The 24,955-nt window shown below is 67.9% G+C and carries 17 protein-coding genes; 5 read left to right on the top strand and 12 right to left on the bottom strand.

The window, feature by feature from the left end; genetic code table 11:
- Nucleotides 1-319: 319 nt before the first annotated feature.
- The 3 genes from AC3ITN_RS07930 to AC3ITN_RS07920 all read left to right on the top strand — a co-directional run bounded on the left by AC3ITN_RS07930 (nucleotide 320) and on the right by AC3ITN_RS07920 (nucleotide 9,159).
- Entirely contained in the window at nucleotides 320-7,402 is a 7,083-nt protein-coding gene (locus AC3ITN_RS07930) for a deaminase domain-containing protein (RefSeq protein WP_489392569.1), read from the top strand.
- A 127-nt stretch (nucleotides 7,403-7,529) separates the two neighbouring features.
- A complete protein-coding gene (locus tag AC3ITN_RS07925) occupies nucleotides 7,530-8,198 on the top strand; it encodes a hypothetical protein (protein ID WP_489392568.1) in 669 nt (222 codons plus the stop codon).
- Between the two features lie 94 nt (nucleotides 8,199-8,292).
- On the top strand, nucleotides 8,293-9,159 hold the full coding sequence (locus AC3ITN_RS07920; RefSeq protein WP_489392567.1) for an endonuclease/exonuclease/phosphatase family protein: 867 nt from the start codon (nucleotides 8,293-8,295) through the stop codon (nucleotides 9,157-9,159).
- 39 nt (nucleotides 9,160-9,198) lie between these two features.
- Here the strand turns inward: AC3ITN_RS07920 and AC3ITN_RS07915 are convergent, their stop codons facing one another.
- The 7 genes from AC3ITN_RS07915 to AC3ITN_RS07885 form a co-directional block, all read right to left on the bottom strand.
- Entirely contained in the window at nucleotides 9,199-9,564 is a 366-nt protein-coding gene (locus AC3ITN_RS07915; RefSeq protein ID WP_313344112.1) for a hypothetical protein, read from the bottom strand.
- A 151-nt stretch (nucleotides 9,565-9,715) separates the two neighbouring features.
- Nucleotides 9,716-11,146 (bottom strand): efflux transporter outer membrane subunit, encoded by a 1,431-nt coding sequence (locus AC3ITN_RS07910; protein WP_489392566.1) that lies wholly within the window; start codon nucleotides 11,144-11,146, stop codon nucleotides 9,716-9,718.
- Nucleotides 11,140-11,877: an SDR family oxidoreductase gene (locus tag AC3ITN_RS07905; RefSeq protein WP_313344107.1), complete on the bottom strand. Its 738-nt coding sequence runs from the start codon at nucleotides 11,875-11,877 to the stop codon at nucleotides 11,140-11,142. The genes AC3ITN_RS07910 and AC3ITN_RS07905 overlap by 7 nt, the downstream gene beginning before the upstream one ends.
- A 25-nt stretch (nucleotides 11,878-11,902) precedes the next feature.
- Nucleotides 11,903-15,073, bottom strand: coding sequence for an efflux RND transporter permease subunit (locus AC3ITN_RS07900; protein ID WP_489392565.1), 3,171 nt, complete (start codon nucleotides 15,071-15,073; stop codon nucleotides 11,903-11,905).
- 153 nt (nucleotides 15,074-15,226) lie between these two features.
- The gene (locus tag AC3ITN_RS07895) at nucleotides 15,227-16,432 is read right to left on the bottom strand and encodes an efflux RND transporter periplasmic adaptor subunit (RefSeq protein WP_313344101.1); all 1,206 of its coding nucleotides are present in this window, start codon (nucleotides 16,430-16,432) and stop codon (nucleotides 15,227-15,229) included.
- Nucleotides 16,433-16,529: 97 nt separating this feature from the next.
- Nucleotides 16,530-17,303: an SDR family NAD(P)-dependent oxidoreductase gene (locus AC3ITN_RS07890; protein ID WP_313344099.1), complete on the bottom strand. Its 774-nt coding sequence runs from the start codon at nucleotides 17,301-17,303 to the stop codon at nucleotides 16,530-16,532.
- A complete protein-coding gene (locus AC3ITN_RS07885; protein ID WP_313344096.1) occupies nucleotides 17,300-17,527 on the bottom strand; it encodes a hypothetical protein in 228 nt (75 codons plus the stop codon). Before AC3ITN_RS07885 ends, AC3ITN_RS07890 begins: the two co-directional genes overlap by 4 nt.
- 141 nt (nucleotides 17,528-17,668) lie before the next feature.
- Between AC3ITN_RS07885 and AC3ITN_RS07880 the strand changes: the two genes are divergently transcribed.
- Nucleotides 17,669-18,691 carry a LysR family transcriptional regulator gene (locus AC3ITN_RS07880; protein WP_313344093.1) on the top strand — a complete coding sequence of 341 codons (1,023 nt, stop codon included), beginning with the start codon at nucleotides 17,669-17,671 and terminating at the stop codon, nucleotides 18,689-18,691.
- 216 nt (nucleotides 18,692-18,907) lie between these two features.
- Here AC3ITN_RS07880 and AC3ITN_RS07875 read toward each other — a convergent pair whose 3' ends face one another.
- Both AC3ITN_RS07875 and AC3ITN_RS07870 read right to left on the bottom strand, forming a co-directional pair.
- The gene (locus AC3ITN_RS07875) at nucleotides 18,908-19,603 is read right to left on the bottom strand and encodes a YiaD family glycine zipper/OmpA-like lipoprotein (protein WP_313344091.1); all 696 of its coding nucleotides are present in this window, start codon (nucleotides 19,601-19,603) and stop codon (nucleotides 18,908-18,910) included.
- Between the two features lie 117 nt (nucleotides 19,604-19,720).
- Nucleotides 19,721-21,130 carry a cryptochrome/photolyase family protein gene (locus tag AC3ITN_RS07870; RefSeq protein ID WP_489392564.1) on the bottom strand — a complete coding sequence of 470 codons (1,410 nt, stop codon included), beginning with the start codon at nucleotides 21,128-21,130 and terminating at the stop codon, nucleotides 19,721-19,723.
- A gap of 207 nt (nucleotides 21,131-21,337) precedes the next feature.
- Here AC3ITN_RS07870 and AC3ITN_RS07865 point away from each other — a divergent pair, with 207 nt between their 5' ends.
- Complete coding sequence (locus AC3ITN_RS07865; protein ID WP_489392563.1) at nucleotides 21,338-22,414, top strand: catalase family protein; 1,077 nt, start codon at nucleotides 21,338-21,340, stop codon at nucleotides 22,412-22,414.
- A gap of 211 nt (nucleotides 22,415-22,625) precedes the next feature.
- Here the strand turns inward: AC3ITN_RS07865 and AC3ITN_RS07860 are convergent, their stop codons facing one another.
- The 3 genes from AC3ITN_RS07860 to AC3ITN_RS07850 form a co-directional block, all read right to left on the bottom strand.
- Nucleotides 22,626-22,850: an amidohydrolase family protein gene (locus AC3ITN_RS07860; protein ID WP_489392562.1), complete on the bottom strand. Its 225-nt coding sequence runs from the start codon at nucleotides 22,848-22,850 to the stop codon at nucleotides 22,626-22,628.
- 79 nt (nucleotides 22,851-22,929) lie between these two features.
- Entirely contained in the window at nucleotides 22,930-23,559 is a 630-nt protein-coding gene (locus tag AC3ITN_RS07855; protein ID WP_489392561.1) for an inorganic diphosphatase, read from the bottom strand.
- 20 nt (nucleotides 23,560-23,579) lie between these two features.
- Nucleotides 23,580-24,950, bottom strand: a complete 1,371-nt coding sequence (locus AC3ITN_RS07850) for a purple acid phosphatase family protein (RefSeq protein ID WP_489392892.1) — start codon at nucleotides 24,948-24,950, stop codon at nucleotides 23,580-23,582.
- Between the last annotated feature and the right edge of the window lie 5 nt (nucleotides 24,951-24,955).

Genomic DNA, 24,955 nt, shown 5'->3' with positions numbered 1-24,955 from the left:
GCAGACGTATTGGGTAGCCTCGGCGCCCCCGCCCCGCCCGCTGATCGCCACGATGTCACCGCCCCCTTCCCCGACGACCGCTTTTTCTCCTGCACCCGCGCAGCAAGCCCACCCTGCCGCAGTGCCATGGCGTGCGGCCCCCACTTCAATGGAAGCGCCAAGGCAGACGCCCCTGCGCAGTGGGCCAGAATCGGTAGTCAATGCTCCCATCCGCCCGCACGCAACAGCATGCGCTTCGAGACCGCTCAACCCGAAGGAACAGCGCGTCCTGCGCGCCCTTCTGGCCATCAACGCGCCCGACGCCGCCAACCTGGCCGGCATGCTGCGCAGGAAACTGGACGCGACCGACGACGCGGACGCACGCAGCCAGATCGTGGAAAGGTTCCAGCAGGCACTCGATGACCGCGAGGCCAACCTGGGAGCATTGCCCGACGCGTTGACCGCGCTGACGCTCAATGCGGCACGAACGACGGCGGGCCGTTTCTGCTGGTCGACGTTCTCCGCCGCGCAACCCGAGTTGGCCGCCCTCATTGCGCAGGCGCACGTTGCGCGGGAACTCGACAGTGGCAACTGGAGCAGCATGCTGATGGCGCTCCCTTCGTTGCTTCCGCTGCTGCCCTCGCTTCATGGCCACCCGCAGGTCGCCGCACTCCTGCAGGCATTGCCGGAAACGGTACGCAGCGGCCTGGTGTCCGTGCAGGACTGGGTGGAGCAGACTGACCGCGCGTTGCTCCCGGACCTGGGTATCCGCGGGGTCGGACCCGCTCTCGCGGTGGCCGTACCGCTCTGGCTGTTCTCTTGCTACCTGCCCGTGCCATCGGCGCGACTGCAGGGCGCAGGGAAACTGATGGCCAATCTGCCTGCCTGCTGGCAAGCCGTGACGGGACTGGGCGGGATGGGCCGGGCACTGTTCGGCGGCGCTGCGCACCCTACTGCAACCAACGTCGCATGGCCGCTGCTGCCCGATGCGACAGGGGCGCACTCTCCGCCGAATGGAACCGGTGCCGCGATGGCAGGAGACACCCCCCATGCCGTTGCGGAAGGCGTCCGCACACCGCAGGCGCTTGCAGGCGCACTGACCGACGTCGGTCGGTCCGATCCCTCTTGCGGGCAACAGGTACTGTTCCCGGGCGCGGCAATGGCCCAGGGCCTGCTGCCCATGCCGCCCATGCAGGGGCACCTGCCCTTGAACGTGCTGGCACCGTTGATCGACCGCATCCCTGCACGCTCCTGGTGGGAGGCATTCGACTGGCAGGTGGAGCACACGCCGGGCAGTCTGTTTGCTGCCATCGAGCACGCGTTCCAGAACGCGGGGATCGCGCTGGAGCAACGCCCACCAGCGCCCGATGCTCTGCTGGCATTCCTCTCATCCCCCGCCGCCGCCGCATTTGTCGATGCGATCCAGCGTTTCCCCGCGGTGCCCAGCGGCGCCAGACGCAGCATCGGCAGCGGCGGATTCGAAACGCGCGTATACGTGTTCGCCCGGATGCTTGAGCGCCTGACGCGGCGCATGCGCATACCCGCGTCAGGCGACGAACGCCACGCACTGCATGTGCTGGCCGCCATGGGACGACAGACAGCCGCGTATCTGCAGCAGCTCCAGCCGATCCCGCTCGACGCCCTGCAAGCGCATTTTTCGCGGCTGATGGAGCGCAGTGCAGCGGTACCCGGCACGCCTGCAGCCTCGTACACCGACGACACCCTGAAGGCCATCCAGCGGCGCGTTCGAGCCGCCTATGGCGTGCCGCTGCCCGGCAAGGTGGACAGCCGGACGCTGCGGGCCTGGCTGGTTGACAATCGCCATCCCCCGCTGGATGTGGCGACGTTCCAGAACCTCACCGCTGCCGATGCACTGTTGCTCGATGTTGCGGTGAACCTGCGCCGCCTGCTGGATGCAGAACGGTTTGGTGTGGACTGGGACTGGCGAACCCTGGCGCCGACCGCGCAGGACTGGCGCGCACGGTTCGACCCGCGTGCCAACGCCGACCACGCACCATGGGAAGGCGAACTCGGCGCCCTGTTCCACCAGATCGCCGCCACACTGGCCCGGTACCTGGAACTGCACCCAGCCGCCGGGGCGCCGATCAACGCTGCCATCAATGACCTGCGGGTGATGGTCCGTCGGCTGGTCGAGCCGATCCTGCAGCTCTACAGCGACCTCGACCTGCCACTGGAGCGGGCGGATCCTCATTATGCGGATGCGTACGAGGCGTGGATGACGTTCTTCGATCTTGCCGGCGCCACCTGGTCATCGCCCCTGCTCGCCGTGATGGAATCCTTCGATCTTGCCGGCAATTCGCCACGGCTGCGGGCGCTGCTGCCGCAGGACACCGGCGCATTGCCGCTGCCCAGCGCGGTGCTGCACTACCTGCTCGGCGATCTGGCGCTGCCCGCCGATGCGGATGCGGATGCGCAGGACCGTGACCGGGTCCGTCTGTACCGCGGCCAGCCCGCCCGGCACCTGATCGCGCAGCTTCTCGATGCGGACGTGGAACAGATCGAACCGGAGGTGGCGCATGCGTTCTTCCGGCGCCTGGCGGGCATGCCCGAGGCCGCTGCGCTCGGCGCGTGGCGCGGGGTGTTGCTGGGCGGATCGCACTGGACGCTGTCGCCGGCAGAATGGCTGACCCTGCAACCCGAGGCCGCGCTGGCCGCATTCTGGAACCCGCCTGGCGCGGGCGACAACCGCGAGGGACTGGTGACCGTCATCCACGCCGCACTGCAGGATGCCGTGAGCGCCAACCAGACCCTCGGAATACCCGCACTGTGGACGCATGTCATCGACGGCCCTGCCGTTCTGGGCGCGTGGCTCGACAGTCAAGCCGGTCGGCAGGCATGCCGGCACCACCTCGAGCGGGTCAGTCCCGGTGGACTGCCCACGTCGCGGCTGGACCCGCATGCGCCGTTGACGCCGGCCACCTGCGCGGCGCTGCTGGCCGCCTCGGCGGAGGCGCAGCTGTCGCTGACCACGGCAGAGACCCCTGCGACATATTCCATGGACACCGACGGGGCGCCGGTGCTCTCGCTGGCCATCGACCTCTCCCGGCAACATCCCGAGCTGAGCGCGGCCGAAGCGCTGGCGTTTGCCCTCGCCCTGCTCGGGCCCACAGCCCCGCCTGCAGCCGCGTTGCCGGCCGCACCGCTGCCATTCCCGCTGCTCGCTTCGCCGGCAGTCCCGCCCGGGTCCGATCCCCTGCTGCTTCCGTCGCTGGACACGCTGCTCGACGGCTTCGGCCTGTCCCTGCTGCAGCCGGGCGACCCGACGACCGACACGCCCCCCCTCTCGCCGCCGGAGCGCTGGGACCTGATGTCGCGCACGCGTCAGTTCATCGACGTCTGCCAGCCACTGCTTGCAGAGGCCGGCTGGCTCGACGCCAGCGCGGACGTGGCGGTATCGCCGCGCGGTGCGCAGGAACTGCTGGCACGGCGGATGCTGGAGCGCTACATCGGCCTGGCACGCATTGATGCACTGCGCACTCAACTGCAGTCACCCGACATCGTCAACACCACCTACGTGGCGCTCGCCGCCGAACTGCGCGCGGTCATCGTGCAGCAGAATCCAGACGCCTCGACTGCCGCGGTGGACCTGCTGTACTGGCTGCTGGCGAGCGAGCTGGAACAGCCGGTACTGCTGGTGCGTGGCATTCCCGACTGGCTGTACGTGGGGCGTTCATTGCAGAGCGTCGCGCTGCTCCACGGCGCAACGCTGCTGGAAGGCGTGCAGCCGGGCGCGTGCAGCCGGGCCACGTTCGAGCAGGTCAGCGCACTGCCCGCGCAGCTGGCCAAACCGCCGCACACCGCAGGCGAGCACGATGCGCTGCACGCGGCCTGGGCACAGGCGCTGGTGCCGGCGGCGCTGTACTACGCCCTCGCCCAGGGCGCGGTCACCGGGGTGACCCGGATCGATGCCTTCAGCGCCGCGCAGGCGGCCACGGCGTTGGAGTTCCTGCAGCAGCAACAACGTGCGCATGCGCTGCACGTAGCGCAACTGGGCACGGCGCCGCCCACGCGGCTGGAGATTGGCTCGCGCATCCTCGCCGCGGCCGGCGTGGACCGGACGCTGTGGAACGAACGCCCGACCGATATCGAACCGGGATACCTGCTCGCGCACGACATCGTCCCGGCCCGCTGGCTTCGCGTGGAGCAGGCCCGGCTGGAACAGGGTGGCACCGGATTGATCGCGTTCGACCAGGAACGGTACGCGCTGCGTGCATCCACCAACGGCGACACGCTGCTGGACCTGGTCGTTGCCGATGCCTACGTTGCGGTGAACGGGCCCACCACCGCCGCCCGTTTCGACACGGCATTCGATACCTACCAGCGCACGGTGGAAACCGGGCTGGCCGGGATCATCGCCACGCTGCTGGGCGAGTTGCCGGACGCTGACCGCCAGCTGCTGGCCACCGCGGTCTGCACACCGCAACGCGTCGCGCTGGGCGAGCGGAACGGCGACCAAGGGCTGCTGCTGCGGTGCGTGCCCGTGGCACCCGGCGGTACGCCTGTGGACATCGAACTGTTTCCCATGGCCGGCGTCGCACGCCGCGTCTGGCTGCACCCCGTGTTCGGTGCCATGGTCGATGTGGAGGGATTCATGACCGGCAGGGTGAGCCGGACCCGCGGTATCGAGCAGCTCGGGGAGCTGGCACACCTTACCCTCAGTCCCGGTGCCGTCGCCGTCAGCGGCGACGCCCCGGACGCGCTGAATCAGCTCGCCCAGGCCGCAGCCCGCCATCTTTGGCAGCCGCTGCTGGCACGGGTGAAGCAGGACGCGCTGGATCAGCACACGCCACTGGAACAGGTGTGGAGTGCTGATCGGCACCTGCTCAACCAGCTCGCCGGGTTCGCCGTGCCGGGTTACGCGTGCGCCGAAAGCCTGCAGGCCGGCGACCATTCCCCCCTGACCATCGCAGGCTGCACGCTGGACGCGCTGTCGCTGCTGGTCCCGGTGGGCGAGTTCATCGGCAGTACGGTACGGATCGTGCGCACGGCCGGGGAACGCACCATCCAGTCCATCGCCAGCGAAGCCGGCGGCGCGTTGCTGCAGTTGGCGAAGGGGTATGTCGAACAAAGCAGTGTGTTTGTGCTGGGCAAGGGCGCGCGCTGGATCGCCGGACACGCACTGGACAGCGCACTGCACGGCGCCGGCTGGCTGCGCGGGGTGTTGCGTTCGGGCACGGTGCTGGACGGCGCGATGGACCTTGAACGCGCGGTGGCAGCGGGCCAGAGCGACGCGGCAGCGTTCCAGGCCCACGCCGCGCATGAGCCCAGCCTCGCCGTTGTGCAGCTGGCGGATGGAACCCCGCAGCTGGCCAGCGCCGTGGGTCCGGAATGGTACCGTTGGGACACGGTCGCCAAGCGCCCTTACGGCCCGCCCCTGACCCATCACGTGCTCACCGGAGACCACCTGCCCCGCATCATTCCGGTGGAAACGACCGAAGACGGGTTCCGCATCAACCTGGGCGACACGGCGAACGTCGAGATCCTGCAGCGCAGCCCAACACAGTGGGACGTGTGGATCCACGGCAAGCCGTATCGGCTGGATGCCGCCGACCCCTGGCTGCGCGCGCAGCCCCACGAATCGCTGCCGGACGAACCCGGCACCCTGCAGGAAGTGGGTACCTGCAGGCCGAAGCGCGCACTGGAGCCGATCGGCTGCGCGCAGGGGGTGCGGCTGCAGTTTGTGCCTTACCAGCGGAACGCGTTGCCCGCTTCCCCCGACCTCACCGGATTGGGCGCCCATGTGCTTCCCCGCCGCGAGTACGCGCTGGCAGCGCATGCCGTGGAAGCTGCGGATGGTACCCGCACCGAGGTCCAGGCGATGGTCCACGAAGGCAAGGTCCAGAAGTGGGAGGTGCCCACCACCCGGCGCGGCACGGGCGTTGGCAGGCTGGTGCCGCTGACCGCTGAAGAACTGGCCGCGTTGAATCTGCCGCCCACGGTGGTGTATCCGCAGCAACTGCGCGGCACCGTGTCCACCGACCATGCGCTTGGCCTTCCGCCTGCCGTGGATGCCGCCACCGGCGATGCCCTGCACAGCCAGATGCCTGTCATCGACATCGGCGAGCTGGTTCCCGGCCTGGGCGACAGCCGCCGCCTTCGTGGCGTGGTCATTTCACCCGCCGGCACCGTGCCCAGGTACGTGTATGTCGAGCCGGACCCGGGTGTGGTCTATCGCGCGGTGCTGCCCACCGACCTGCAGGACGGCACCGAACTGACCTTCATCCGGTTGAGCGCCGACGCCGGCGCACCGCTGATGGGCGACGAATACATGCAGGCGCTCGACCACCTCCCCGCCGGCGATGGCAACGCGGGCAGCCCTGAGCGCGGCGACGGGTTCATGGTCGCCATCGACGAAGGTGATCCACCGCTGCCCGACGTGAACGTGCCGGGCAGCGACCGCAGCGACATCAACGCCTACCTGCGCGAGGTCGAAAAATATCGCATGCTGCGCCTGCGCGGCAGCATGGAACAGGACCGGGAGAACATCGCCCGCATCGCATTCCGGCACCTGCAGTCGCAGTTCACCGGCGAGCAGTTGCAGCAGTATCCCAGCTACGACGCCTACCGCGATGCGTGCGTGGCGCAAGGCCGTCCGAACGTGCTGATCGGCTATGCCGACAGCGTGCTGTACGGAGCGTCCTCCCAGCGCACCTTCGTCAGGCTGGCGCGCGAGCTCATTCCGGACTGGTCACCGTTGGCGTCAGGCAGCCGGGAAGAACGCCAGTCGTTGGCCAACATCCTCAACGCCCTGTTCCCCACCGTAGGCAAGGAGGCCACGTGGACAGCGCTGGATGCCGATACCGTCGCGACCGAACAGGGCAGCAGGCAGATCCTGGACCAGACCCATGGCGCCAACCTGGCCGTTGCCGAAGTGACGCTGGCGGATGGACAGCGCAGGATCTATTACGCGCTGTCGGGCGGCAAGAAGGCAGCGAACGTGAAGCTGCAGCCGGTGTCGCAGCTGGGTGGCACGCCTCTCGTCGATGCCCGTGCAGCCGTCGCCGGCAAGCCGGTCGAAATCACCTACACCAGCTTGCCGGTGTTGCGGGCGGACGCTGCCGACCTGGAAATCGTGTTCGACCGCGGAAAGGACTCAGAGAATCTGATCCTGCAGACCATCGCCGGTGATCCAGACATTGATGAGACGCAGGTCGTCTCGTTCAAGCTGCACTCCGTGCTGGACATGTGCCCCACCTGCGCAGGCGTAACCTTGACGCAGGCCTTCGACCGCATGGGCAAAACGGCCAAGCCCTTCTCGGTCCGCTACCTGCGTGAGTACCGCGTCTCGCCGGTGGTGGAACGGGCGCCGTCCAGCGTGGCGCTCAACCCTCCCGTCCCCGAACCAGACCCCGCTCTGGTCAGCTTCTACCAGCGCTGGCAGAAGGACAGGCACGTGATCTGAGCGCCCGCCCGGCTGCCCGGATGCGGCAGCCGGGATGGCGGCCCTTGTAAGCGGCGTCGCCCGTGGGCCATGCTGGCCACATCGACGGGCCGTGCGCCGTCATCCCTGCCCCGCGCCCGAGGTGGCCATGGATTTCCTGAAGCTGCTGCGTTCGCTGGAAGAGTTTCTCTACGAGCTCTGTACCTGGTTCCTGTTCTTCCCGCGTACGTTGTACCGGGTGATCGTCCACCCGCGGCGCATGGCGGAGTACGTGAACACGGAACTGAAGGAGAAAGTGGAGCGCCAGTTCGACGATGCGATCAGCCCGCCGATGTTCCTGATGCTGGCGGTGCTGGTGGCGCATGGCGTGGAACTGCTGATGCACCAGACCGTGGCCGGCACCAGTGAGCTGTCGCGCACGGTGATGGGCAACGAGGAAAGCCTGCTGCTGTACCGCTCGATCACGTTTGCGATCTGGCCGCTGGTGGCCACCGTGCATCTGCTGCGCCGCAAGCACGTACCGATGACCCGCGAAACGCTGCGCCGGCCGTTCTTCATGCAGTGCTACCTGACCGCACCGTTCGCGGTGGCCTTGTCCACCAGCATGGTATTCGTGCGTCTGCCCGGCGAGCTGTCCACCCACATCGGCCTGGCCACCGCGCTGTTGTCCGCCGTCTGGTTCGTCGTGGTGCAGGCCGGCTGGCTGAAGGTGGCGCTGCAGCGCTCGTGGCTCAACACCCTTCTGTCCACGCTGTGGGTATTCACGCTGGGTGCGGCGATCAACATGACCGTGGGTGTGCTGCTGTTGACCGGCTGAGCCGGCACAGGCGTTGCCGCCAACCTCCGCATATCCGCGCCTGGCGATTCCATGCGACCCTCTGCAAACGATTTCACGGAATGGAGGGATTCCCATGTTGTCTCGTTTTCGTCGTCCGGCCCTGCTGGCCCTGATCGCGCTGGCGCTGCCGCTTGGCTCCGCGCTGGCCAAGAGCCCCGAGCCGTTGCGGGTCATGTCGTTCAACGTCCGCACGCCGGTGGATACCGAGCCGAACAAGCGCTGGGAGGACCGTCGCGATGCGATGGTGGCGCTGCTGCGTGAGCAGCATCCGGTGGTGTTCGGGACCCAGGAACTCAAATCCAACCAGGCCGATTACCTGGTGCAGCACCTGCCCGGCTACCGCTGGTTCGGTGAGCCGCGCGGTCCCGGGGACAACGAGGAACACATGGGCGTGTTCTACGACAGTGCGCAGTTGAAGGTCGTGGAGTCCGGCAATTTTTGGTTGTCGGACACGCCGGAAGTGGCCGGCAGCATCACCTGGGGCAACCTGATGCCGCGCATGGTCACCTGGGCGCTGTTCCAGCGCCAGGCCGACGGCAAACGCTTCTACCTGTACAACACCCACCTGCCCTACCGCGACGAAGACGAGCCGCGCCGCGTGCTCGGTGCCAAGCTGATCAGCCAGCGGCTGGCCGCGCTGCCGGAGGACATCCCCGTGGTGGTGACCGGCGATTTCAACAGCGAGCCGGGCAGCACCACCTATGCGGCGTTCACCGCCGCGCTGGGCGATGCACGCACGCTGGCACGCAAGGTCGAGGGCCCGCGGCTGACCTTCCAGAACTTCAGCGACACGCCCACCGCCGAGATCGACTGGATCCTGGTGCGTGGCTTCGGCGTGAACCGCTTCCGCACACTGGACCAGAAACCGGGCGGCGTGGTGCCGTCGGACCATTATCCGGTGGTGGCCGAGCTGGTGTTCCCGGCGTCGCCGACGCGTTGAATGCAGGGGCGGAGGGTTGATCCGCTGACAGGCGCGCCCCTACCCCGGGGGCGTCAGGTGGGTGGGGGTGTCGTCCTGCAGCGCGGCGGTGCAGCCGCCTTCGCCTGGATGTTGTGACGGCCACTGCGTCACGCGATGACGATACGTGGGGCGCAGGCCGTCCAGCGCCCGGCACAGGGCCAGGTGCTGCTCGCGCGCCTGGCAGATCCGTGCACTCACGGCCAGGAACAGGCCGACGCCGACCACGCCAATATCCAGCAGGCCATCCGGGAGCCGCGCAAAGCCCAGGCTCACCGTCGATGCGGCCACGATCAACAGCACGATCACGCCGGCCGACAGGCCCGAGCCGAGCGCAAGGCCTTCTTCCCATGCCGCGCGTTGCGACCTACCGCCGTTCCGTTGCATCAGTGCGTCTCCCGTACAGGCGGTGTTTTTAGCACTGCGCCTGTCGGGCCCGGCAGAGGCAAAGCCGTCAGCGCGGGGTTCCCCGGTACGCCGTCGCGGCGAACCATTACAAACCAGGCAGAGGGCGACGCTTGCCGCCCCCCGCCGTCCTTCATCGCATCGTGCCAGCCACGGCCGGCGGTGCGGCATCCTTCTGCTGGCCCCACCCGCCCAGCGCCTTGTATACGCCGACCACGCTGACGTTGACGGTCGATTCCGCCGCGGCCAGTGCATCGTCCGCCGCCAGCTGGGTGCGCTGCGCGTCGAGCAGGGTCAGGAAGTCCTCCGATCCCTCCCGATAGCGGATCTGCGCCAGCTGCTCGGCGCGCCGTGCGGCCTGCGCCTGCTCGGCCACAATCGCCAACCGGGCCTGCTGCTTGGCGTAACGGGTCAGCGCGTTCTCGGTGTCTTCCAGTGCCAGCAGCACCGCCTTCTCGTACTCGGCGGCCGCACCATCGGCCTGTGCCTTGCTGGCGCGCAGGCGTGCCTTGACGGTGCCGAAGTCGAACGCGGCCCAGCTGATCGACGGCGTCACCGACCAGGCCTTGTTGCTGCCGTTGACCAGGCCGCTGGCATCGCCGGACAGGAAGCCGACGAAACCGCTCAGGCTGATCCGCGGGAACAGGTCCGCCGTGGCCACGCCCACCCGGGCGGTGGCGGCGGCCAGGCGGCGCTCGGCCACCCGCACGTCGGCACGCTGGCGCAGCAGGTCGGTGGTGTCACCCAACGGCAGCGCCTTGGCATACGGGGCGGCATCACGCGGTTCCAGCAGCGCATCCAGCGCATCCGGTCGCTGACCCAGCAGCACCGCCAGGCGATGCCGCGACTGCACTTCGGCCACTTCCAGCAACGGAATGTCGGCTTCGATCGCCTTCAACCGCGCGCGGCTGCTCTGCACGTCCAGTTCGCTGCCCGCGCCCAGTTCCCAGCGGGTTTCGGTCAGCTTCTGGGTGTCGCGCAGGTTCACCAGCGTGCGCTTGGCCACCTCGATGCGCTTCTGCGTGCCGCGCAGTTCGAAGTAGTTGCGCGCCACTTCGGCGGCCACCGTGACCTGTGCATCGGCAAGGTTGTCCTGCTCGGCACCGAGGTCCGCACGTGCGGCTTCGGCGGCACGACGCTGGCGCCCGAACAGATCCAGCTCCCAGCCGGCATCGAAGCCGAGCTGGTAGGTCTCGCTGAAGACACGCTCGCCGCCGGCCGTGAGGTCCGGCTGCTTGCGGCGGTCGTAGCTGCCACCGCTGGTGACGTGCGGCAGCTGGTCCAGCCGCTGCTCGACGAACACCGCACGGGCCTCGCGCACCCGCGACATCGCGATGCGCAGGTCCAGGTTGTCGCCCAACGCGTCGTGCACCAGCTGTTCCAGCACCGGGTCATCGAACTGCGCCCACCAGCTGGCCACCGGCGAGGTGGTGCTGAACACCGGCGCGGCGGCGCCCTGCAGGACCACCGGCTGCGCCGGCGGTGCCTGGTAGTTGGGGCCGACGCTGACGCAGCCGGCCAGCAGCGCGCTGGCAACGGCGACGGTCAACACACGGATCACCATGGCAGCACCTCACCCAGGTAGGTGAAGCTGCCGTTGGGGCCGTCGGCACCGATCAGCGCCATGCCCACGCTGGAGCGCGCACCGTCGGCGATTTCCAGTTCGCCCTCGCCACTGTTCATGTCGGTCTTCACGTAGCCGGGGTGCACGGTATTGACCTTGGTGGTGCTCTCGCGCAGTTCGTAGGCCAGCTGCACCGTCCACGCGTTCACCGCGCTCTTGGAGGCGTTGTAGGCGGGCACCGCGAAGCCGTAGATCGGCGAGCCCGGCTGGCTGTGCAGGGTCAGCGAACCCAGGATGCTGGACACGTTGACGATGCGGCCCGCGGGCGACTGGTTGAGCAGCGGCAGGAACGCCTGGGTCACGGCAATCACCGCGAACACGTTGGTGTCGAAGGTGCTGCGCCAGGTGTCCAGGGTCTGCGCCGACGGTGCCAGCGCCGGGTTGTCGACCAGGATGCCAGCGTTGTTGACCAGGATGTCCAGGCGGCCGTGGCGGTCGCTGATCTCCTGCACGGCGGCGGCGATGCTGGCCGCATCGACCACGTCGAGCTGGATCGCTTCCACCGGCAGGCCTTCGGCCTGCAGCTTCAGCGCTTCGGCCACGGCGGTGTCGCGCTTGCGGCCGGCCAGCAGCGTGTGCACGCCGGCCTGGGCCAGCTGGCGCACGGTTTCCAGGCCGATGCCACGGGTGGCACCGGTGACCAAAGCGATCTTGGAAGTAGCGGTATTCATGCGTAAGTCCTCGTGGGGGTCGGGATCAATGATGGAGGGTGGATTCGCCGTGGGCGACCAGCTTGCCGCCGCCATTGCGGCTGACAAACGTGCGCAGTGCCACGTAGAACACCGGGGTCAGGAACAGGCCGAACAGGGTCACGCCGAGCATGCCGGCAAACACGGTGATACCGGTGACCGAGCGCACTTCCGCACCCGCGCCGTGCGACAGCACCAGCGGGATGGTGCCGGCGATGAACGCGATGGAGGTCATCACGATCGGACGCAGACGCAGGCGGCAGGCTTCCAGCGCGGCGTCCACGATCCCCTTGCCGCCCATTTCCAGTTCGCGGGCGAACTCGACGATCAGGATCGCGTTCTTGCACGCCAGGCCCATCAGCACCACCAGGCCGACCTGCACGAACACGTTGTTGTCACCGCCGGTCAACCATACGCCGAACAGCGCGGACAGCAGGGTCATCGGCACGATCAGGATCACCGCCAGCGGCAGCGACCAGCTTTCATACAGCGCAGCCAGCACCAGGAACGCCAGCAGGATGGCCACCGGGAACACGATGAAGGCAGCCTTGCCCTGGGTGGCCTGCTGGTAGCTCAGGTCGGTCCATTCGGTGGTCATGCCGACCGGCAATACCTTGGCGGCAATGGCGGTCAGGTTGTTCATCGCTTCGGCAGACGACAGCAGGCGGGGGTCGGCTTCGCCGGCCAGGTCGGCGGCCGGGTAGCCGTTGAAGCGCAGCACCGGGTCCGGGCCGTAGGTTTCCTTGACGGTCACCATCGAGCCGATCGGCACCATCTCGCCACGGTCGTTGCGGGTACGCAGCTTGCCGATGTCTTCAACGCTGTTGCGGAACTGGCCGTCGGCCTGGGCGATCACCTGCCAGGTACGACCGAACTCGTTGAAGTCGTTGACGTACGACGAACCCAGGTAGGTCTGCAGGGTGTCGAACAGTTCGGTCAACTGCACGCCCTGCGCCTTGGCCTTGACCCGGTCCACTTCGGCATCCAGCTGCGGCACGTTGGCCTGGTAGCTGGTGATCGGGAAGGCCATGCCCGGGGTCTGCGCCACCGCGCCCTGCATCTGGCTGACCGCCGTCTGCAACGCGCCGTACCCCAGGTTGCCGCGGTCTTCAATGAACATCTGGTAGCCGTTGCCGTTGCCCAGGCCCAGGATCGGCGGCGGCATCATCGCGAACGCGAAGCCTTCCTGCAGCCCGGCGATCTTCTGGTTGATCTCGGCATTGATCTGCGCGGCGGTACGACCGTGACGCTCGTTGAACGGCTTGAGCGGAATGAACGCCACGCCGGTGTTGGGCGTGTTGGTGAACTGCAGTGCGTTCAGGCCCGGGAACGAAATGGTGTGCGCCACGCCCTCGGTTTCCTGCGCGATCTTGGCCACCTTGCGCAGCATTTCATCGGTGCGTGCGATCGACGAGCCTTCCGGCAGCTTCACGCCGGCGATCAGGTACAGCTTGTCCTGGGTCGGAATGAAGCCCGGCGGCACGACCTTGAAGATGAAGCCGGTCCCCACCAGCAGCACCGCATACACCACGAACACCGCGCCGCGGCGACCGAGGATCTTCGACACGCCGCGCTCGTACTTCTCCGAGCTCGACTTGAAGAAGCGGTTGAACGGACGGAAAATCCAGCCGAACAGGCGGTCGATGATGCGGGTCGGCGCATCCTTGGCCGCATCGTGCGGCTTGAGCAGGCGTGCGGCCAGAGCCGGCGACAGGGTCAGCGAGTTGATCGCCGAGATCACCGTGGAGATGGCGATGGTGACGGCGAACTGCTTGTAGAACTGGCCGGTGACACCGGACAGGAAGGCCATTGGCACGAACACCGCGCACAGCACCAGCGCGATCGCGATGATCGGCCCGGACACTTCCTTCATGGCCTGGTGCGCGGCCGCAAGCGGCGTCAGCCCTTCCTCGATGTTGCGCTCGACATTTTCAACCACCACGATCGCGTCATCGACCACGATGCCGATCGCCAGCACCAGGCCGAACAGGCTCAGCGTATTGATCGAGAAACCCAGCAGGTACAGTGCGGCGAACGTACCCACGATCGACACCGGTACCGCGATCAGCGGAATGATCGAGGCGCGCCAGGTCTGCAGGAACAGGATCACCACCAGCACCACCAGCGCGATCGCCTCGAGCAGCGTGGACACCACCGCCTTGATCGAATCACGCACGAAGATGGTGGTGTCGTACACCGCTTCGTACTTGACGTCGTCGGGGAAGGTCTTCTGCATTTCGTCCATCGTGCCGATCACCGCATCGCGGATCTCCAGCGCGTTGGCGCCCGGCGCCTGGAAGATGCCGATACCCACCGCGTTCTTGCCATCCAGCTGCGAACGCAGGGTGTAGTCGCCCGCGCCCAGCTCCACGCGGGCCACGTCGGACAGGCGCACCACTTCGCCGTCGGCACCGCTCTTGAGCACGATGTCGCCGAACTCCTGCTCGCTGCGCAGGCGGCCCTGGGCGTTGATCAGGGTCAGGAACTGGCTGTTGGGCATGGGTTCGGCGCCGAGCTGGCCGGCCGAGACCTGCACGTTCTGCTCGCGCATCGCGCCCACCACGTCACTGGCGGTCAGGCCGCGGGCGGCCACCTTGTCCGGGTCCAGCCACGCGCGCATCGCATAGTCGCCACCGCCGAAGATCTGCGCGTCACCCACGCCCTGGATACGCGCCAAGGCATCCTTGACGTGCAGGCGGGCGTAGTTGCGCAGGTACAACGTGTCGTACTTGCCCTTCGGCGAGGTCAGGTGCACCACCATCAGGAAGGTGGGCGACTGCTTCTGGGTGGTCACACCCTGCCGGCGCACATCTTCAGGCAGGCGCGCCTGCGCCTGGGCGACGCGGTTCTGCACCTTCACCGCCGCATCGTCCGGGTCGGTGCCCGGGCGGAAGGTGACGGTCATCTGCAGCACGCCGTCGGAGCCGGCCACCGACTTGAGGTACATCATGCCCTCAACGCCGTTGATCGCCTCTTCCAGCGGGGTGGCCACGGTTTCGGCGATCACCTTCGGGTTCGCGCCCGGGTAGACGGTGCGCACGACGACCGACGGCGGCACCACTTCCGGATACTCGCCGATCGGCAGCATCGGGATGGAGATCAGGCCGGCGGCGAAGATCACGATCGACAACACCGCCGCGAAAATCGGCCTGTCGATGAAGAAACGGGAAAAGTCCATGGGTGGATTCCTGGGGTTTCACCAACGCCGGCGTGCAGCACCCCTGCCGCTGTCGCAGGCGACAGCGGGAGCAGTGCCCCACGGGGCGTTGAAAGACTCGGTTGACCCGACGGTACAGCCGACTGTCAGCCGGCTGCCGTCGGTCGGCTGCTTTTAATTCAATGCAACAGGCGCAGCAGCCGCGGCCGGCTGCATCGCAACCGCCTTGGCCTGGACCGGCATGCCGGGCATGAAGACCTTCTGCACGCCATCGATGATCACGCGGTCGCCGGCCTTCAGCCCCTGCTGGACGATGCGCAGGCCTTCGGCGGTACGGCCCAGCGTGATGTCACGGCGCTGCGCCTTGCCGTCCTTGTCGACCACGTACACGTACTTGCGGTCCTGGTCGGTCAACACGGCCTTGTCGTCGATCAGCACGGCCTGGAACTCGCCGCTGCCGAGCAGCTGCACGCGGGCGAACAGGCCCGGAGTGAATGCACGGTCGGCGTTGTCCAGCAGCGCACGCACGCGGATGGTGCCGGTGCTGCGGGTGACCTGGTTGTCCAGGAAGTCGACCTTGCCTTCGTGCGGGAAGCCGTCTTCGCCGGACAGACCCACCTTCACCGGCAGCTCGCTGTCACGCTCGCTCGGGCGCTCGCCCTTGCGTGCCATCTGTGCGTAGCGCAGGAAGGTGCCTTCGTCGGCATCGAAGTAGACGAACACTTTGTCCAGCGACACCAGCGTGGTCAGCACGCTGGCACTGTCGCCGGCGGTGACCAGGTTGCCCGCGGTGACCATCGCGCGGCCGGCGCGGCCGTTGATCGGGGCGCGTACCTTGGTGAATTCCAGGTTCAGTGCCGCCGCATCCAACGCAGCCTGCGCGGCCTGCACGCTGGCACCGGCCTGGTCGGCGGCGGCACGGCGCTGCTCCCAGGTCTCGGTGGAGATGGCCTGCTGGTCGGACAGCTTCTTGGCGCGGTCGGATTCGCTGCGGGCCAGCGTGGACTGGGTACGGGCGCGGGCGAGTTCGGCGCGGGCGCGGTCGTACTCGGCCTGGTAGCTGCGGGCGTCGATGGTGAACAGCACATCGCCCTTCTTCACCTCCTCGCCTTCAACGTAGTTGACCTTGTCGATGTAGCCGGACACGCGCGGACGCAGCTCGACGCTCTGCACCGCTTCGACGCGGCCGCTGAAGTCGTCCCACTGGCTGACCGGCTTGATCAGCACCGGCGCGGCGCTGACCGACGGCGGCGGCGGCATGCCGGCCTCTTCGGCGTGGCCGCCACTGCAGGCGGCCAGCACGGCAGCGGCGAGGATCGACACGCCGGCCATGGCCAGCCGTCGGGTGAAACGAGAGGGAGTGGGAATGTGGGAGGTCATGACATGCATCCGTGTACGGAAAGGGGGGTGATACGAAATCTGACGTGCGTGCGGGGCGACGTGGGTGGGTAGCCTGAGACCTGAACCTTGGTAGAGGTCAAGCGGTGCCGGCGGTGTTGTGCGACAGCGGAGGAAGTGCGTCCAGGTGCAGCAGGCCGCGCGGCAGTTCGGCATCGCGCGCGTCGCACCGGACGATGGCGCGGTTGTCCGTACAGTTGTCCAGCAGCGACACCAGGCGGCGGCCGACCAGCAGCGCGCTCGGCCATTCGATGCAGGCGTTGGCCGCATTGGTCGGGGTGCATACCGGGTTGCACACTTCCAGCATCTGCGCGCGCACGCCCAGCGCCTGCGCTTCCTGGTGCAGCACCTGCGCGTACATGCGCGTGGTGGACATGGTGATGGACGACTCACCGTGCCCGGCCCACGGCTTGAAGCCCGCCGGCCCGCCGACCAGCACATAGCGGCGGGTGTGCGCGCCACCGCGCAGCAACGGCAGCAGGTGGCGGCCGGCATGCACGTGGGGCATCACATCGGCCTGCAGCGCCTGCAGCAGCGCATCGCCGCTGCGGTCGGTGACCCGGCCACGGTTGTACGGGCCGCCCATCGCGTCGACGACGGCCGCAAGCGGGCGCCGGCGGGCGCCCATGCGCTCGGCCACGGTGCGTGCCGACCCGTCATCGCCAAGCGAGCCCAACAGGGTCTCAAGCCCCGGCTCATCGGCGAACTGGTCCTGCAGGGCTGCCAGCCGACCGGGATCGCGGCCGACCACCAGGACCGGGCTGCCGGCCTCCAGCAGCGCAGCCACAATGCCCTGCCCGACGCTGCCGGTGCCGCCAAGCACCAGCACCTCGGGGGCCAGCGTCCCACTCATGGGACTTTAACTCCCGTCGTCGGGATAATCCCAATTCGACCCAGTTGACCGCCATGGCGGGCGCCGAAGCTCAGGCTGCCACCACGCTGCATGTTGGCGGGAGGGGTAAACTCGCGGAAAGCCTTGCGGGAGAAGGTTGACGGGCGCTTCTCAACGGTCAGGGCCAGCTCCAGCGAGGGCGTGCGGCCGCTGAGTACGCGGCCAAGAATGTTGCGCAACCACATGGTTGGCGTCCTTCAATTCGGGAATGGCGCCAGATTAGTCCTCAAACACCCCCTTGATTAGTCCGGATTAAGGGGAATAATCGTCCCGTACCCGGCACAATCTTTCGGGCACCCTACCCCCACCCCGAATCGGATCCCGTTATGGCCCACGATCTCAACGACACGCTGATCTTCGTCAAGGTGGTCGAGCAAGGCAGCTTCATTGCCGCCGCCAATGCGCTCGGCCTGCCCAAGACCACCGTCAGCCGCAAGGTGCAGGACCTGGAGACGCGCCTGGGCGCGCGCCTGCTGCACCGGACCACCCGGCGGTTGGGCCTGACCGAGGCCGGGTCGGTGTATCACGAGCACTGCCAGCGCATCGCGCGCGAGCTGGAAGAAGCCGAGGGTGCGGTCAACCAGCTGCAGTCCGGGCCGCGCGGCTGGCTGCGCTTCACCGTGCCCTACTCGATCGGTATCACCTGGATCGCACCGCTGCTGGGGCAGTTCCATGCCCAGTACCCGGAGATCCAGCTGGACATGCATCTGGGCAACGAAAAGCTGGACCTGATTGCAGGCGAGGCGGACCTGGCGCTGCGCGTGGGCACCCTGCCCGACTCCAACCTGGTGGCGCGCAAGCTGGGCAGCCTGCGCACGCAGGTGTTCGCCAGCCCGGCCTACATCGAACGCTACGGCGAGCCGCTGCATCCGGACGAGCTGCAGTTCCACCGCATCCTGGCAATGCGCAAGGCGCGCAACCTCAACAACAACCGGTTCTTCTGGCAGCTGGGCGAGAACGGCGGCGACCTGCGCGATTTCCCGGTCAACCCGCTGCTGGTGGCCAACGATCCGTCCGCGCTGAATGGCGCGCTGGTCTGCGGTGAAGGGCTGTTGCTCACCGGCGACGTGATGGCCAAGCCGTTCGTCGAATCGGGCATGGTGCGCCGCGTGCTGGCCGGCTGGACCGGGCCGGAAGTGGATTTCAACGCGGTGTTTGCCGGTGGCCGGCTGGTATCGCCGAAGGTGCGCGCGTTCGTCGACTTCCTGGTGGAGAAGCTGAACTTCGATGCCAACTACATGCTGGCGCAGTGCCCGGCCGCGAAGCTGGCCAAGCAGCAGCAGACGCAGGTGGAAGCGGAGCTGCAGGAGACCGGGAAGCGGATTCTGGAGACGGTGACGGCGGCATGACCCGAGGGTAGCCGGCTCGGTAGAGCCGACTGTTGGTCGGCTGTCCTCCGGACGGAGTAGAGCCGACTGTTAGTCGGCTGCTCTCCGGACGCGAAGGCAGCTGACTAACAGTCAGCTCTACCCAGTCGGCATTACAGAAAATGCCGCCCGTTTGGGCGGCATTTTCGCATTGCATCGGCATTGCCGACACAATGCAATAAAACGCGCGGGCGCGTTTTATTGTTGCAACGGGATCACGCGGATCTCCACACGGCGGTTCTTCGCGCGGCCCGCATCGGTGCTGTTGTCGGCGATCGGGTACGCCTTGCCTGCGCCGAGGGTTTCAATACGTACGCTCTGCACGCCCTGCGCGGTCAGGTACGACGCCACCGAATCGGCGCGCTCCTTCGACAGTTTGTTGTTGACCGCATCGCTGCCGATGCTGTCGGTGTGGCCGACCACTTCGATCATGGTCTGGTTGTACTCATTGAGCGTGCTGGCCACGCCGTTGAGCGCGCCATAGAACTGCGGCTTCAGCGCGGACTTGCCGAAGTCGAAGGTCACGCCGTCCGGCAGGTTGAGCACGATGTTGTCGCCCTGGCGCTGCACGTCGATGCCGGTGTTGGCGGTGCGCTCGCGCAGCTCCCGCTCCTGCTTGTTCTGGTACGCACCCACACCGGCACCGGCGAGTGCGCCGATACCTGCACCCACCATGGCGTGCTGGCGGCGCTCGGTGGCGCTGTCGCCGGTGAGCAGGCCTGCGGCCACACCAATCGCGGTACCGATCAGCGCATTGCGGCCGGTGCGGCTCTGCTGCTCGGTCGGGTTGCCGTACGGGTCGCTCTGCACATAGGAACCGCCGGTGGCGCAGGCCGACAGGGCGGCTGCGGTCATCAGGGCCAGGGCCACGTTGCGGGGTGCGGGTCGGATCATGTGTTTTCTCCTAGTTGCCGGCGGTCGGCGTGCGAACGGCCAGAAGCATAAACACGCAGACGCGATGCCGACATGATGAACACGCACATATTCGGCAGTTCATTCAGGTTGCTGTCTCTACCCCGTGTGCCGATAGGCCGCCAGCGCCGCGTCACGACCGGTCGCCAGATCGACCAGCGGTACCGCCGGATAACCCGGTGCCGACTCGGCCAGCAACGCCGGCGACTGCCAGGGCGCGAACCGCGCCTTCACCGGCAACGCCGCCAGCTCGGGCACCCACCGCGTGATGTAACGCGCCTGCGGATCGAACTTCTGTGACTGCGTGACCGGGTTGAAGATGCGGAAGTACGGCGCCGCGTCCGCGCCGGTGCCGGCTACCCACTGCCATCCCATCGTATTGTTGGCCAGGTCTGCATCCACCAGCGTGTCCCAGAACCAGCGCGCGCCGTGCAGCCAGTGCTGGCGCATGTGCTTGCACAGGTAACTGGCCACGATCATCCGCACGCGGTTGTGCATGTAGCCCGTGGCCCACAGCTCGCGCAGGCCCGCATCGACGATGGGCACGCCAGTGCGACCCTGTTGCCAGGCCTGCAGCTGCGCCTCATTGGGCGCGGCCCAGCGGAACGTCGCAAAGCGTGGATTGAGGTTGTCCTCCGGCGTCTGCGGGAAGTGATGCAGCAGGTGGTACGAAAACTCCCGCCAGCCCAGCTCGCGGATGTAGCCGTCGATGTCGGCATCGCGGCTCGCACTGCGCTCCTGCTCCAACCGCCGCACGATCTGCCACGGCGAGATCTCACCGAAATGCAGGTGCGGCGACAACAGCGAGGTGCCCACCCGATCCGGCAGGTCGCGCTGCTGCCGGTAGCCATTCAATGCGCCGTCGATGAACACCCCGAGCGCCTCCTGCGCGCCCGTTTCGCCCGGCTGCCAGTGGTCCCAGAACTGCCGATCCCAATCAAGGGTGGGTGCCAGCTGCAACGCGTCCAGGGGAGCGCCCTGGACCGTGTGTACCGGCAGCGCGTCCGGCAGCGCGACGGGCGCCGGCAGGTGCATGCGGGTCAGCGCGTTGCGCCAGAACGGCGTGAACACCTTGTATGGCCCGCCCTGCAGCGTGGCCACGTCCCACGGCTCGAACATCAGGCTGCCGTTGTGGCTCCCGGCATCGATGCCCTGCTCGCGCAGCTCACGCTTGATGCGTGCGTCACGCGGTTGCGTGGCCGGTTCGTACTTGCGGTTCCAGTACACCGCCACCGCGCCGGTGGCGTCGATCAGCGCCTGCAGCTCCGCCTGGCTGTCACCCTGGCGCAGCACCAGGGCCGAGCCGCGGGCACGCAGATCGGCATCGAGTGCCGCGAGCGAGCGGTGCAGCCATGCATTCGAGGCGCCGCCCGGTGCCCACTGCCCTTCCTCATGCGGTGCATGGATGTAGACCGGCACGGGGGTATGCCCCGCATCGAGTGCGGCCTGCAGCGCCGGGTTTTCCTGAAGGCGAAGATCGCGGCGAAACCAGACCAGAGCTACCGACACGGACACCGCCCACGCTTGAAATGAGCCCACATGATAACGACCGGCAGTGAAGGGGACACACGCGCCCTTCGCGCCACCGCCATGCCGCCTGCACCCGCCCTGCACGCCACCCGCGACAAGGTGTGACCTGCCCCAGCCGCACGTTGCCAAGGCCACCGGTCATGGGCGTGATTGCTCCCCTCTCCCCATGTCCTGGATGCCATCGTCATGCCCCCTATCCTGCCCGCCGTGGGTTATTCCACCGACGTCGAACACCGCGACGCCGACGAGGACGCGACCATCGCCGAACTGGCGAAGGTATTCACCGACATGGCCGGCGTCGTCGCCGAGCATGAAGGCCACGCCCACCGTGCGGTGCATGCCAAGGGCCACGCGTTGCTGCGGGGACGCTTCCGCGTGCTGGACGGGCTGGCGTCGGAGCTGCGCCACGGCCTGTTTGCGGCACCGGCTGAGTACAACGCACTCGTTCGCCTCTCGTCACCGCCGGCCGAGCAGCTGCCCGACACCGTATCGACCCCGCGCGCGATGGCGGTGAAGATCCTGGACGTGCCGGGCGAACGCGTGGAAGGCGGCGACGAGCTGCACAGCCAGGACTTCCTGATGGTCAACGGCCCGGCATTCAACACGCCCGGCATCCGTGGCTTCCTGCGCTCGGCCAAGCTGCTCGCCGCCACCACCGAACGCATGCCGCGCACCAAGCAGGTGCTGTCCGCCACCCTGCGCGGTACCGAGGCGGCGCTGGAAGCCGTCGGCGGTCAAAGTGCCACGTTGAAGGCACTGGGCGGCGAGCCGCAGCACCATCCCCTGGGCGAGACGTTCTTCACCCAAGTGCCGTTCCGCTATGGTCCCTTCATCGCCAAGTTCTCGTGGCGGCCCATTTCACCCGCGCTGCTCGCACTGAGCGGGCAAACGCTGACCTCGGCACCGGATACGCAGCGCGATGCGATCGCGGCATTCTTCGCGCAGCCCGACGCGCTGGCCGAGTGGGAACTGCGCGTGCAGTTGTGCCGCGACCTGGAGCGCATGCCGATTGAAGATGCCTCGGTGGTCTGGCCGGAAGATCTCAGCCCGTACCTGCCTGTCGGCCGGTTGACGGTAGGCGCACAGTCGTCGTGGAGTCCGGACGCTGAAGCGAACGAAGACAGCCTGGCGTTCGCTCCGTGGCATGCGCTGGCCGCACACCGCCCTCTGGGCAGCCTCAACCGCGCGCGCCGCGTGGTGATGGCCGCCTCACGCCAGTTCCGCGCGCAGTTCAACCGCTGTCCCATCCACGAACCGACGTGACGCCATGCCCGCCGTAGAGCCACGCCCTGCGTGGCTGCGGGGTGGCAACACGCCAAGCGCCTCGCTGCGCGCATTGCGTCATCGCTTCTACGTCGCCCGCCACAGCGTTGAAGGAGGCGTAAGCGGCACGCCTGACCGCCGTTTCGACACGCCACACGCTGCAGCGTGCGTGAGCCCGTCATGGGCCGTCGCAGCCACGCAGGGCGTGGCTCTACGGCGCGGTGGCCGTGTCGGGACTGCGGTGGATGATGTTGCCGTCGGCGATGGTCATGCGCACGTCAGCGAATGCCTCCGGTGATTGCTGCGGATTGCTGCCAAGCACCACCAGGTCCGCGGCGTAACCGTCTGCGATGCGTCCGCGCCCGGCGGCCTGGCCGAAGCGCTGCGCCGGGGCGGTGGTGGCTGGCCAGGATCTGCCGCCAGTCCATGCCCGCACCGGCCATCAGACGGTACTCCAGCCGGGTGTCGTACACCTCCGTGTAGCCGGCGTCGGTGCCTCGCCGTGGGTCAGCCCTTCAATCGCCCTTGGCGCGCCGTTGCTGTTCGTCGAAGCGCTGCATCGACGCGCGGATCAGCGCCTTCGCCTCGGCCGCGTTGCCCCACCCATTGAGCTGCACCGGGTTGCGGCCTTCGGGCAGGTCCTTGTAGACGCGGAAGAAGGCCTCGATGCGCTGGCGCTCGATCAACGGCAGGTCCTGCAGGTCGCGGATGTCGGCGTAGGTCGGGTCGATCTTGTCGGTGGGCACGCCGATCACCTTCTCGTCGTGCTCGCCGTTGTCGATCATCCTGAGGTAGCCGATCGGGCGGAAGCGCACGATCACGCCCGGATGCAGCGGCTCGCGGGTCAGCACCAGCGCGTCGAGCGGATCGTTGTCGCCGGCCAGCGTGCGCGGCATCGACCCGTAGTTGGCCGGGTACGCGACCGGCATGGACTGGAAGCGGTCCACGTGGACCAGCCCGTCGTCCTTGATCTCGTACTTGATGAAACTGCCGGCGGGAATCTCCACCGCGAGGTTGGCTTCCTCGGGCGCTTCCCTGGGCTGCGCGGCCAGGAACGGGTGCAGGATGGCGTTGCTGGCCAGGCTGGCGCCGGTGAGCAGGAGCAGTGCGCTGGCCAGGGCGATGAGCGGTAGCGTGCGTTTCATGGGAGCTCCGTTACGACACGTCATTCCCAGCAACGGTCCGCGCGACCCTTCAGGGTCTGGGTGCGCGTGCAGTCGCGGGGGGCGATGCGGCCCTCGGTCAGTTCGGTCCTGCGCTTGCTGCCGTCAGCCGACCGGTTCAGTTCAAACGCGTCGTACAGCCTGCCGGTCACCGTCCGTGCTTCGTAGCGCAGGTGGCGTGGATCGATCGTGAGCACCTGGTACAGCTGGGTGTCTTCGCCCACCGGTGCCATGGTCGCGCGCGCCTCGTCGGACAGGCGGTACTGCTTCGGACCGGCCACGGTGACCACGTACTGCGGGGTGGCGTCCTGGCCCTCGCCCCGCCGGCCGTAGGTGTGGTCGTGGCCCTGCAGGACCAGGTCCACCTTGTGGCGGCGCACCACCGGCAGCAGCACATCGCGCAGTTCGGCATTCTCGCGCCCCTCGCGCGGGGAATAGAACGGCTGGTGCAGCAGCACGATGCTCCACGGGTGCGGGTTGTCGCCCAACACCTTGTCCAGCCACGCCGCCTGCGCCTGGGCCGTGCCCAGGTCGAGTGCCGACGTGCCGTCGAGCACCGCGATACGCACGCCCTGGTAGTCGAACCAGTAGGTGCTGGTGTCGGCCGCATCCACGCCGTTGCGCGGAAGCGCGAAGGTCACCGGCCAGTGCCGGCCCAGCACACGGCGTTCCTGCGGGGTGTCCTCGAACTCTTCGAAGTACTCGTGGTTGCCGATGGCCGGGGCCACCGCGGTTTCCTGAGGCAACCAGCCGGCGGCGGCGAACCACTCGCCCCACTCGCTGTCGTCCTGGCCATCGCCGCCGCTGACCAGGTCGCCGGCAAACAGGCTCAGGCGTGCCTCGGGGGCGGCCTTGAGGCCCGCACGGAGCACGCGCGACACATGGCTGAGGTTCTTGTTCTGGGTGTCGCCGAAGTACAACAGGGTCAGCGGCTGCCCGGCGCGACCGGCGGTGCGCAGCTGGTTCCAGGCGCCCCACGTGCCATTGCCCTGCACCCGCCACAGGTACAGCGTGTCGGGTGCCAGGCCGACCACGTCGGCGCGGTGATGGTGCGAACGGCCCAGCTCGGTGTCCAGCGGCGTGGTCACGGCCGTCACGCGGGTCGGCGTGCCGACATCGGGCGAATCGCCGGCGACCACCCACTCCAGCACGGGCGCAGTCACGGTAGTGTCGGTACGCCAGGCAACGGCGAAGCCGCGCGCGGCATCCTGCGCGGGCGAGGCGACGATGCGGTCCGGGAAACCGGTGGCGGCGTAGTGGCGGTTGCCCGCCGGCACCTGGGTGTTGGGTTCGGCCGTGCCCTCTGGCGCAGCCGACACGGAGGCGCTGGCGAGCAGCAGCGCCACGGCCAGTGCGCGGGCGCAGGCGTGCACGCCGA

The organism is Stenotrophomonas sp. KH_036_B (assembly GCF_057839485.1).
This window is presented reverse-complemented; position numbering and strand designations above follow the sequence as displayed.